The organism is Mesorhizobium sp. M0522 (genome assembly GCF_040321085.1).
GTDB lineage: Bacteria > Pseudomonadota > Alphaproteobacteria > Rhizobiales > Rhizobiaceae > Mesorhizobium.
Genome location: NZ_JAMYQW010000021.1, coordinates 48,203 through 59,445, shown reverse-complemented (window position 1 = coordinate 59,445; position 11,243 = coordinate 48,203). Strand labels below are relative to the sequence as shown.

8 protein-coding genes, 1 tRNA gene and 1 pseudogene are annotated in these 11,243 nt (G+C 58.2%); 9 read left to right on the top strand and 1 reads right to left on the bottom strand.

Annotated features, from left to right (window positions below; all coding sequences use genetic code 11):
* Positions 1 to 47: 47 nt before the first annotated feature.
* The 6 genes and pseudogenes from NKI58_RS21475 to NKI58_RS21450 all read left to right on the top strand — a co-directional run.
* A pseudogene (locus NKI58_RS21475) lies at positions 48 to 193 on the top strand (IS110 family transposase); the annotation flags it as partial.
* A 612-nt stretch (positions 194 to 805) separates the two neighbouring features.
* A complete protein-coding gene (locus NKI58_RS21470; RefSeq protein WP_031211579.1) occupies positions 806 to 1,471 on the top strand; it encodes a DUF3450 domain-containing protein in 666 nt (221 codons plus the stop codon).
* 94 nt (positions 1,472 to 1,565) lie between these two features.
* Complete coding sequence (locus NKI58_RS21465; RefSeq protein ID WP_352782723.1) at positions 1,566 to 4,136, top strand: OmpA family protein; 2,571 nt, start codon at positions 1,566 to 1,568, stop codon at positions 4,134 to 4,136.
* A gap of 15 nt (positions 4,137 to 4,151) precedes the next feature.
* Positions 4,152 to 4,643, top strand: a complete 492-nt coding sequence (locus tag NKI58_RS21460) for a Rab family GTPase (RefSeq protein WP_245274668.1) — start codon at positions 4,152 to 4,154, stop codon at positions 4,641 to 4,643.
* A gap of 3 nt (positions 4,644 to 4,646) precedes the next feature.
* Positions 4,647 to 5,717 (top strand): adenylate/guanylate cyclase domain-containing protein, encoded by a 1,071-nt coding sequence (locus NKI58_RS21455; protein WP_023675981.1) that lies wholly within the window; start codon positions 4,647 to 4,649, stop codon positions 5,715 to 5,717.
* A 439-nt stretch (positions 5,718 to 6,156) separates the two neighbouring features.
* Positions 6,157 to 8,382, top strand: a complete 2,226-nt coding sequence (locus NKI58_RS21450; RefSeq protein WP_352782727.1) for a mechanosensitive ion channel family protein — start codon at positions 6,157 to 6,159, stop codon at positions 8,380 to 8,382.
* 136 nt (positions 8,383 to 8,518) lie between these two features.
* On the opposite strand, the gene NKI58_RS21445 is transcribed toward NKI58_RS21450, so the two are convergent.
* Positions 8,519 to 8,593, bottom strand: a tRNA-Gly gene (locus tag NKI58_RS21445).
* Between the two features lie 230 nt (positions 8,594 to 8,823).
* Between NKI58_RS21445 and NKI58_RS21440 the strand changes: the two genes are divergently transcribed.
* From NKI58_RS21440 to NKI58_RS21430, 3 genes are all read left to right on the top strand, one after another.
* Positions 8,824 to 9,321, top strand: a complete 498-nt coding sequence (locus tag NKI58_RS21440; RefSeq protein WP_352853735.1) for a prolyl-tRNA synthetase associated domain-containing protein — start codon at positions 8,824 to 8,826, stop codon at positions 9,319 to 9,321.
* 85 nt (positions 9,322 to 9,406) lie between these two features.
* Entirely contained in the window at positions 9,407 to 10,399 is a 993-nt protein-coding gene (gene trxA, locus NKI58_RS21435) for a thioredoxin (protein WP_352782733.1), read from the top strand.
* A gap of 163 nt (positions 10,400 to 10,562) precedes the next feature.
* Positions 10,563 to 11,234, top strand: coding sequence for an LON peptidase substrate-binding domain-containing protein (locus tag NKI58_RS21430; RefSeq protein ID WP_352450238.1), 672 nt, complete (start codon positions 10,563 to 10,565; stop codon positions 11,232 to 11,234).
* Positions 11,235 to 11,243 lie beyond the last annotated feature (9 nt).

The window sequence follows — 11,243 nt, the reverse complement described above, 5'->3', positions numbered from 1 at the left end:
GAACTCTTCCGAGCCGCCGCGACGCCGCCATTTGGCTGCAGAGCGAGCTTGCTCCTGTCGTGCTACCGAAGTTGGAAGCCTGGCGCAGCATTCGCATCCGTGCCGCCGAGCTTGGGCGCCAGCTGTCGCAGATGCACGTCAAAGCCAAGCATGCCGCATACTCATGTCGATCCCCGGAGTCGGCGCCATGACCACAGGCGGCGGTCCCGGGCACCGTATGAGTGCAATAGCTATGGCAACCTGACGTCTTTTGCAATTGGGGGCGCAACAAATGCCGCCCACTGAAGCTTTGGTGTGAATGACTGCAGTTATTGGGACTGTCGCTCCCCTCCTATCGACCGAAACGCCTCGATTCCGAGGTGCATTCTCGAACAGCCATTCTCCGTGCGAAAGAAGACCTTCCTTCTACCGTTGGGCCCGCATCGGAAGCTGATCGTCGCAGTATACAGTCGGGTGCGAGACGGTACGTGCACCGCCAGGCCAGCTACTTTAGACACTTCTAATGAGTCTGCGCTACTTAATTGCGCTCCAGTAGCTATAGCCTGACATTGTATTACTCATTTCGATAGTTGATTGCGTCCAATGATCGATTAGATTAGCCGGTTATGGCTGCTATCACAAAGAGATGCGAGAGCGACATCAATCGGAACTCGTGCATTTGCTGCTAGTCCAAGAGATGTAAAAGGGAGGCACGAATTGGCTTAAGCCAAGAAGATTCCGGCTTGCGAGCCGGGTATTTTGCTGGCATGCTTGCTGGTTTCTGAGTGGTGCACTGTGGCAATTGTTCAAAGAAGGGGGCATAAAGATGGCCAAGGAATCTTCGAATACCGCTTCTTCAGCAAATAAAGCGGACGCAAATCTGATAAGTAATGCAGACGGAAGCGGGCTGACCTTCATGGCGGGCCAGGCTCGCGAGAGCGGGGCCCCCGGCGACGCTGTAGGTGTCGACAAGATACGTGATCTGCTGTTCGGCAACCAGATGCAGGACTATGACCGCCGCTTTTCCAAGCTTGAAGAACGGGTCTTGCAGCGCTTCAAGGATGTCGAATCCGAGGCCAAGCGCAATCTCGAAATGTACGAGTCAAATGCAAAGAAGCAGGTCGACTCGCTTGCGGCGCAATTGCGGAACGAAAAAGACGCGCGAGCCGACGCCGATAAGGAGATTGACCGGAATCTTCGCGAGCAAAATCAGGCGCTCGAAAAGCAGGTGCGCGCGTTGTCGGATCAGTTGAGCGAGCTTGAGCGGGAAGTTGCGGACCGGATAAATCGAAACGATCATTTGCTGCGTGAGGAAATCAAGCAAAAGAATGAAAGCATTCAGATGCTGATGGAGAAAATGTTTTCCGATCTTGGCAATGTCAAGACCGACAGAAATCTTTTGGCTGGCCTGTTTGTCGAGGTTGCAAAATGTCTAAATCAGGATCCCGTCGGCAGCAAGAACAACTCGGAGCGTACCTGGAAAGTGAGTTGATCGGAACTTGACGTCGACTGTCGACCCAATCAGCCTCCCTCAAAGAGCAGCTTCGAACGATACAGAGATTGATCGCGAGGCTCTGGCTCGCCTTTTGATCGAAATTGCCCGGAACGTTGATCCGGACTATCGTGCGCGTCTCGAAGGAGTTCCAGCCGCCGATCCTCGCATGGAAACGCTGCGCCAGTTGCTGGTCGGCGGCGAAATTTCGGAGCTTTCACGAGTTACGCACCTGCTCGACGAACCCGAGCAGCTTGCGGCTGCAGTTGGGGGTGTTCTCCCCAGTGCAGCCGCACGTGCGCCGCATGCGCAACTCGGAGAGGCCCTTGCGCCAGCTGTCGAGAGGGCCGTGCAACGGTCCATCCAGAAGAGCCCGCGCACACTGACGGATATATTGTACCCGGTGTTTCTGCCGGCTATTCGCAAGTCGATCGGCGAAAAGATCGACCAAACCTTTCAGTCGCTGAATGAAACTTTAAGACATATATTTACCTGGCATGGGCTTAAGTGGAGACTTGAAGCTTGGAGAACAGGAGCAAGCTTCTCAGAAGTTGTTCTTAAGCATTCTCTTGTCTATCGTGTAGAACACGTCTTTCTAATCAATCGCAATTCCGGGCTTTTGATAGCGCATGTAACTGCTGATAATGCAACTAGCGAAGATCCTCAACTCATTTCTTCTATGCTTAGTGCAATTCAAGATTTTGTAAAAGACTCATTTAACGAGAAAGAACAGAGCGGCCTGGACACCATTCGTTTCGGGGAGCTTCGTCTCTGGTCGGAAGTTGGACCGTTTGCGACCTTGGTTGCGGTGATCCGGGGAAATCCGCCGGAGGAATTACATGAAATAATTCGCGATGTATTGCTTCGCATCCATGATGAATGCTCACAGGCTCTAGAGCAGTTTGACGGCGACAGTTCGCAGTTGGCCGGCGTAGAGACGCAGTTGCAGACCTGTGTTGAACTGAAGCAGGAGGAATCAAACCAGGGATTTCCGTGGCTGGTCGTGGCTGCAGTCCTGCTGGTTTTGATTCCGGCAGGCGGTTGGTTCTTTCTTTCCTGGCAATCCGGGCAGCGCTGGCAGACCTATGTGTCGCGACTGGGGACCCAGCCGGGCATCATCGTTGCCGAACAAACGGCGAGGGGCGGACATTTCTATATTTCCGGCCTGAGAGACCCGCTTGCCGCCGACCCGCAGTCGCTGTTGGCCGGAACGCAGGTCGATCCCGCCCGCGTTCATTCACAGTGGCAATTCTATCAGAGTTTTGATCCGGAGTTCGTGTTGAAGCGGCTAACGGCGTCGCTGGTTCCGCCGGATTCAGTACGACTTTCGATCGTCAATGATCGCATCGTTGCCGAGGGGGAGGCTCCCGACACCTGGATAGATCGGGCGCGCGCAGCGGCCCAACAACTTTCGGCAGGCGGACCGGAATTCGATATCTCCAGGGTTCGTGATGTGAGCCCCGAAGCACGCGCGGCGGAGCGCTGGCAGGCCTATGTGTCGCGACTGGAGGCCCAACCGGGAATCATCGTCGCCCAACAAACGGCGAGGGGCGGACATTTCTATATTTCCGGCCTGAGAGACCCGGAGGCCGCCGACCCGAAGGCTCTGCTGTCCGGAACAGGGGTCGATCCTGCTCGCGTTCATTCACAGTGGCAATTCTATCAGAGCCTTGATCCGAAGTTCGTCCTGAAGCGGCTGGTGGTGTCGCTGACCCCGCCGAAATCGGTTCGGCTTTCGATCGTCAATGATCGCATCGTTGCCGAGGGTGAGGCTCCCGACACCTGGATAGATCTCGCACGCGCAGCGGCCCGACAGCTTTCGGCAGGCGGACCGGAATTCGACATCTCCAAGGTTCGTGATGTGAGCCCCGAAGCACGCGCGGCGGAGCACTGGCAGACTTATGTGTCGCGACTGGAGGCCCAAGCGGGAATCATCGTCGCCCAACAAACGGCGAGGGGCGGACATTTCTATATTTCCGGCCTGAGAGACCCGCAGGCCGCCGACCCGAAGGCTCTGCTGTCCGGAACAGGGGTCGATCCTGCTCGCGTTCATTCACAGTGGCAATTCTATCAAAGCCTTGATCCGAAGTTCGTGGTGAAGCGGCTGATGGCGTCGCTGACTCCGCCGGATTCAGTACGGCTTTCGATCATAAAGGATCGCATCGTTGCCCAGGGTGAAGCTCCTGCCGCCTGGATAGATCGGGCGCGGGTCGCCGCCCAACAGCTGTCCGCGGACGGACTCTCTCTAGAAATCTCCGAGCTGCGTGAGTTGACCCCTCCGCAACTCACTCATTTGAGGGAGGCTATTCAAGCGGTCGACATTTTGTTCGATTCTGGCAAGGCTGTACCGGGACCAGAGCAACTGCCGGTTCTCGACAAATTGGCGAATCAGTTGAAGGAATTGGCCAAGGCCGCCCGCAAGGCAGGCGTAACAGCACAGTTCATGTTGACCGGCCATTCGGACGAGACGGGCCGTGAAACGGCCAAGTTGTCGATCAGCGCCGCGCGCGCGGAAACAGTTCGTGCGCTTCTCAAGAAGCGCGGCGTCGATCCGGAGTTGCTCTTGGTTCGCGGCGCGGGCACCTTTGAGCCAGCGGAGATTGAAAATAGCCGAACCGGGAACTCCGCCAACCGCAGAGTTTCGGTTACGGTAAACTTCCACTAGGCGGAGCCCAGGATATTGCAAAAGAAGATCTGCATGTTGGGCGGGTTCGCTGTCGGAAAGACCAGTCTGGTTCGCAGGTTTGTGCAAAGCATCTTTTCAGAAACCTACTTGACCACGGTGGGAGTGAAAATCGACAAGAAGAGCGTCGCATTCCCGGACAAAACCGTGGATCTGATTTTGTGGGATTTGGCCGGCGAAGACGATATCGGCTCATTCCGCGTCAGCTATGTGCGAGGTGCGAGTGGGCTCGTGCTTGTCGTCGATGGAACACGCGCTGCTACTCTTGCCGTGGCGCTCACGTTGCGCGAGCGGGCCGAGGCTGAATTCGGCGCTATGCCGTTTGTATTGCTGTTCAACAAATCCGATCTGGCCGATCGGTGGGCAATATCGGATAGTGAAATTGACGAACTGAGGCAACTTGGATGGCAAGTCTATCTAACAAGTGCGCTTTCGGGTGAGCATGTTGATGATGCGTTTCGTCAACTTGCTTCGATGGTCAGCAAATAAACCATGCACGTCTTGCCAAGAGAAGTTAAAAGCTGGATTTACGATTTCTTCTACAACGAGCGCTCGGTCGCATATCTGAAAATCGACGCCCAGCTTTGCATAGCTGCGAAGGGCGGTAACGTTAAACATTACGGACTCTCGTCAGTTCGCATAGGTAAGCCTGTTGCCGAGCAGCTTGAATTCATGGAAGGTTTGTTGCCCTGCCCGGAGCTTCCATATGATATGGCCATGGTCGAACTTCCCAGCGGGCGTGTCGCGGACCTCCATCTTTTTGCTGACAATGCCTGCGTGTGGCTGCTCTTTCTTGACGCCAATGCCGAACGCGACAATAGGCAGCGGCTTCAACAGAAGGCTTATGAAATGACGCTCCTGCAAGAGAGGGAGCGTCAACTCAACGAGAAATTACAATCGATGAACGAGGCGTTGAGGGCGAGCCAAGAGGGATTGTCGCGTGAATACCAGCGCGCCGAAGCCCTGCTCCTCAACATTCTTCCGGCGTCTATCGCGGAGCGGCTAAAAGCGCACGAAGAAATTGCAGACAACTACGCAGAGGTGAGTGTGCTTTTTGCCGACATCGTCGGTTTTACGGAAAGAGCGCGGAACGTCGGAGCCGTGACGACGCTCGCTATTTTAAATTACTTCTTCAAAGCGGCGGATCTGCTCTCGGAGCGATACGGCTGCGAAAAGATCAAGACAATCGGCGATTGTGTGATGGTGGTCGCTGGCCTGCCCGCCGCGCGATCCGATCATGCGGAAGCCCTTGCGCACTATGCGCTTGAACTGCGGAAGGCGGTTAAGCTCGAACGCTTCGCAGGAGAACCGATAAGACTCAGAATTGGAATTCACTCAGGACCAATCGTGGCGGGCGTCATAGGCAAAAGGCGGTTTGCCTATGACCTATGGGGCGACACCGTTAATCTCGCCGCACGTATCCAAACGTCCGCGGAGCCCGATGAAATCCGTATTTCGGATGCAACTCATCAACTGCTTGGACCAAATTTTGCTTGCGACCCGCTCGAGGAAACGGAATTGCGTGGTACAGGTCGTGTGCGAATGTGGCGGCTCCCGGCCTGATTTGCCGCATGGCAGTGCCGACCCGGAAGCGCATTGCATCTCAAGCAACATCATGGTTTCGAATGTCCGCAGCGGTGCGCGAAGCAGTTGACCACCGAGCGACCGCCAAAGGTCTGTCCTGGTCAACTCAGGAAATCAGTTCCTGAGATTTAACGTCGATGCCCAGTTCATAGAACGGCCGGAGGCCTGGGCCGAGGTCGGAATGCCCTTCCCCCGCGGCTAAATAAACACCGCCAAGTACCCGGCGCAACGGTCTGGCTCGGAACGATGACGTCTTGCACCGCAACATCGGTTTCTTCAAGGTAGGGCAACAACGGACATAGATGTCGTTGCTCGCCGATCTGACCGGAAGGTTAACAGCACGATGCCACTCATGACTCGACGATTGGGAGCCAGGAACCTGGCGCGCCCGGCACGGCGTCTCGGAGACCTGACTGCGATGTTTGCCCTGATTGCCAGGCCGCTCGTCTTTGGGATCGCCCTCTTGTTGGCCGGTCCGGCACAGGCGCAAGCGCCGGCGACCGTCCCGCCTCAAAAGGTCAACCAGCTATTCGAGCTTCTCGACGATCCGTCAGTGAAGGCCTGGGTGGCCGAACAGCGAAATCAGGGCGCCGGGTCAACGGGAGCGCCCGCCGAGAGAGGGGCTTCGCCGACCGACGCATCGTCCGGCGCCGTGGTCGCACCCGGGCAGATGAATACGATGGCATCCTCGACGCTCGATGGGATCAGGCATCATATCGAAAGAATCGTGCGAACTTTGCCCTTGCTGCCAGGCCAGTTCGCGCGTGTTCGGGCAGAGACGATGGAGGATATGTCCAGCAAGGGGCCTGCCGGCGTATTTGTGCTGATTGCAATGTTCATCGCTGCCGGCCTGGCACTCACTTGGGCAACGTTCAAGCTCACCCGTCCATTTCGTCTTTGGATTATCGCGCAACCGAAGGATACGCCCGTTGGGCGAGCCAAGAAGATTGGTGGCCGCCTGCTTTATTCCAGCATGCTGATAGTCTCTTTCGCACTGGGCAGCGCCGGCGCGTTCATGTTGTTCGACTGGCCGATGCTTATCCGCGAGATTGTACTGACATTTCTGATGGCGGCAGTCGTTACATGGGGTGTGCGCATGTACGTCATGGCCATGCTCGTCCCTTCCTTCATGAACGTCGAGAACGCCGTCGAGGTTCGTGCTTTGCCGATCACCAACGAAGCGGCTGACCATTGGTCCTATTGGCTACCCCGGATCGTCGGCGTCTTCGCCTTCTTCGGCGCCGCGTTTATCCTCTTGCCAGGTCTCGGCATCGATCAGGACGGAATGATGGTCCTGTCACTGGGCGCCGATTTCGTGCTGCTGTTGCTCCTGCTGCTCGCCATCTGGCGTCGGCCAAGAACGCAGCGAGACGGTGCGCGCCACATCGGTCACACGGAAGCGACATGGCTATTGACTGCTTATTTCGTCGTCCTGTTCCTGCAGCGTATCGCCGGCCTTTATACATACTTCTGGTTCACCTTCGCCGCATTCTTCCTGCCTTTGGCAATCGTGGTGACGCAGCGCGGGGTTAATTTCGTTCTGCGGCCAGGTTCGGAAGATGTCGGCCGGCCCACGATCCCGGCGGTGACGATCGCTGTCATCGATCGCGGAATCCGAATGATTTTCATCCTGGCGGCGGCTTACCTTCTCGCACGTGTCTGGGGTCTGGACATGCAATCCATGCGGGACAGCGATACGACGACGACGTTCATATTGCGCGGCTTGATCAATGTCGTGGTCATTGCCCTCGCCGCCGACTTCGGCTGGTCGATCATCAAAGCTTTGATCGAACGAAAGCTGGGCATCGAAACACCGCACCCTGTGATCAGCGACGAGGACGTCCCGATCCTCGATCCGCAGCAGGCACGGCTGCACACGCTCTTGCCGATTCTCCAGAATATTCTGCTCGCATCGATCATCGTGATGGCGGTGCTTATGATGCTCGCCTCGCTGGGGATCCAGATCGGCCCATTGATCGCCGGCGCTGGCGTCGTCGGCGTCGCCGTGGGCTTTGGGGCACAAACCATTGTCAAGGACGTCATTTCAGGCGTGTTTTTTCTGCTCGATGATGCGTTCCGTGTTGGCGAATACATTTCATCGGGCAATTACAAGGGTACTGTGGAAAGCTTTTCGCTGCGCTCGGTGAAGCTGCGCCACCATCGTGGTCCGCTGTTCACGATACCTTTCGGTGAACTCGGGGCAGTCCAGAACCAGAGCCGTGACTGGGTTATCGACAAATTCAACATCACCGTTGGTTATGACACCGATATCGACTTCGCTCGCAAGCTGATCAAGCGGATCGGCCTCGAACTGGCGGAAGATCCCGAGTTCAAACACTGGGTGCTCGACCCGATCAAGATGCAGGGCGTACAGGAGTTCGGCGAATACGGCATCGTATTGAGGGTCAAGGCCACAACCAAGCCGGGAGGCGCCTTCGGTATGAAACGCAAATTCTATGTACGCCTTCGCCAGGTCTTCAAGGAGCAGGGCATCGAACTCCCATTTCCGACCGTCCAGGTCCAGGGGCTACAGAACCAACATGGGGCAGAGAATGCACCGTTGGAGATCACGCCCGAGTTGAAAATGGCCGTCGCGCAGTCGCACACTATTCGGCGCAGAAAAAAAGCTAGCACAACGGAATAGAAAAGCTGCGACACCTGCTGGTCACAGCGCGGCTTTCCGCGCATCGCCCATGGCAGGCAGGGACACTCTTTTCGCCATGTAAGCAAAAGGCGCCCCGAAAGGCGCCTCTTAATCGCTTGATTCCCCTCAAGGAAACTGGAGCGGGTGAAGCGATTCGAACGCTCGACCCCAACCTTGGCAAGGTTGTGCTCTACCCCTGAGCTACACCCGCTCGCGCGGCTTTTGGGCCGCAAGCCGCGCCTATATGGCTGAAGAGCGCGGCGATTGCAACAGGGAATTCGCAGGCTTTTTGCTTCGTCGGCAATGCGGACAAGCCTCCTGCGAGACGTCGCAAGGCAATCACCCCCGCGTTGCGCGACGGGCTTGTCTTGGCCGCATCATTGGCCGTAAACGGCGTTAGCCGAACAAGCCGTTGAAAGCGGGCCATCAGAAGAAAGACCGATGCCGAAGACCGAAGCCGAACTTTTCGCCTTTCTTGCCCGACTCGGGATCGAGGTATCGACGCGGCGGCATCCGCCGCTGTTCACGGTCGCCGATTCGCAGGCGCTGCGCGGCGAGATCGCCGGCGGCCACACCAAGAACCTGTTCCTCAAGGACAAGAAGGACAATTTCTTCCTGGTCAGCGTCGACGAGGAGGCGGTGGTCGATCTCAAGCAGATCCACCATCTGATCGGCGCTGCCGGGCGCGTGTCCTTCGGCCGGCCGGAGATGCTGATGGAGCTTCTCGGCGTCGTCCCGGGCGCGGTCACGGTGTTCGGGCTGATCAACGACACCGAGCGAAGGATCAAGGTCGTGTTGGACGAGGAGCTGATGAGCCATGCGGTGGTCAATGCCCACCCGCTGACCAACGAAGCGACGACTTCCATCGCTGCCGCGGACCTGGTCAAATTCGTCGAGGCAACCGGACATGATGCTGTTATCTTGAAAGTCTCGGCATGATCGCCACATGGGTGACTGAAACCGGGTTCTAAAGAAGGATGTTGCGCCCGTCCCTTGGCCGGCGGGGCGACCGAAAGGCGACGAGATGAGTGATAGCAACCCCTTTGGCGGCCCATTTGGCAGCAATGGCGGCCGGTATGCCACCACCGTGCAATATGGCGGCACCGATGCCGCGCGTGAGAAGGTCGCGCTTGCGGAGGCGCCGGCCGACGTCATCAAGGACACAACGACCGCTGGATTTGCCGCCGACGTGATCCAGGAATCGCGTCGCCAGCCGGTGCTGGTCGATTTCTGGGCGCCGTGGTGCGGCCCTTGCAAGCAATTGACGCCGCTGCTGGAGAAGGCGGTGAAAGCCGCCGGTGGCAAGGTCAAGCTGGTCAAGATGAATATCGACGACCATCCATCTATCGCCGGCCAGCTTGGCATCCAGTCGATACCGGCGGTCATTGCCTTCAAGGACGGCCAGCCGGTCGACGGCTTCATGGGCGCCATTCCCGAGAGCCAGATCACGCAATTCATCCAGAAGGTCGGCGGCAAGAACGGCGGTGCGCCGCAAGTTGCCGAGGCGCTGGCTGCGGCCGCCGAAGCGCGCGACGCCGGGGACGTGCAGACGGCGGCCGACATTTACGATGCCATCCTGGAACAGGCGCCGGAGACGATCGAGGCGATCGCTGGCTTGGGCGATCTGCTGTTCGAGGCCGGCGATGCCGAAGGTGCCGAGACGGTGCTGGCGCGGGCGCCGGAAGCAAAGAAGGATGCGCCCCAACTCGCCGCGCTGCGGGCCAAGATGGCGCTCGCCGCGCAAGCAGCAGTGCTCGGCAATCCGGCGGAACTGGAACGGCGGCTGGCCGAAAATCCCGGGGATCACCAGGCACGGTTCGAGCTTGCCATGATCCAGAACGCCAAGGGTGATCGCATGGCGGCGGCCGACAATCTGCTGGCGATCATCAAGGCCGACCGCTCGTGGAACGACGATGGCGCCAGAACCCAGTTGCTGCAGCTCTTCGAGGCATGGGGCATGACCGACGAAGCAACGCTGTCGGCACGGCGCAAACTGTCGTCGCTGCTGTTTTCCTGAGCCGGCGCGGACTGTTTTGTCGCGCGGGCTTGCGGTGGGCCGCGGCTGCGCCAGATTAGGTTTTCGGACGGCGTTCGATTTCAGGTTTCCGGTGTTGCGCCTTGTGCCGGCCGGGAGGAGACGGATTTGGTGCGCTTCCTGACAAAGCGATCGGAGGATTGAGGTGCAGGCGGGAAACGCGCATTACCGGCTCGCTGCGGACTTACCGTCGACCATGCCGATCTTTCCGCTTGAGGGCGCATTGCTGCTGCCGGGAGGCCGCATGCCGCTCAACATCTTCGAGCCGCGCTATCTGCAGATGGTCGACGAGGCGATCGCCGGGCCGCGGCTGATCGGCATGATCCAGCCCAGCCTTGACGGTGCGCTGCGTCCCAACGGCGAGCCGGAGCTCTGCAATGTCGGCTGCGCCGGGCGCATCATTGCGCTGTCCGAGAGCGGCGACGGCCGTTACCTGATTTCGCTGCAGGGCGTGTGCCGGTTCCGTATTGTCCAGGAGCTCACGGTCAAAACACCGTTCCGGCAGTGCCGGTTGGCACCCTTTCTCGCCGATCTCGACGAGGAGCAGGCAGACGCCGAGATCGACCGGCCGGCGCTGCTCAAAGCGTTTCGCGCCTATCTGCAGGCGAACGATCTGGAGGCCGACTGGGAAAGCGTCAGCCGCGCCGAAAACGCCATGCTGGTCAACGCACTGTCGATGATGGCGCCCTACGGGCCGGCCGAGAAACAGGCGCTGCTCGAAGCGGCCGATCTGAAGACACGCGCCGAGACCCTGATCGCCATCACCGAAATGGCGCTGGCGCGCGACAATGAGGATTTCGGTTCGAGTTTGCAGTAGGCTCTTGCC

Coding starts and splice junctions, on each gene's coding strand:
- NKI58_RS21470 (WP_031211579.1), top strand. CDS start 806: ATGGCCAAGGAATCTTCGAATACCGCTTCTTCAGCAAATAAAGCGGAC.
- NKI58_RS21455 (WP_023675981.1), top strand. CDS start 4,647: ATGCACGTCTTGCCAAGAGAAGTTAAAAGCTGGATTTACGATTTCTTC.
- NKI58_RS21450 (WP_352782727.1), top strand. CDS start 6,157: ATGTTTGCCCTGATTGCCAGGCCGCTCGTCTTTGGGATCGCCCTCTTG.
- NKI58_RS21440 (WP_352853735.1), top strand. CDS start 8,824: ATGCCGAAGACCGAAGCCGAACTTTTCGCCTTTCTTGCCCGACTCGGG.
- trxA (WP_352782733.1), top strand. CDS start 9,407: ATGAGTGATAGCAACCCCTTTGGCGGCCCATTTGGCAGCAATGGCGGC.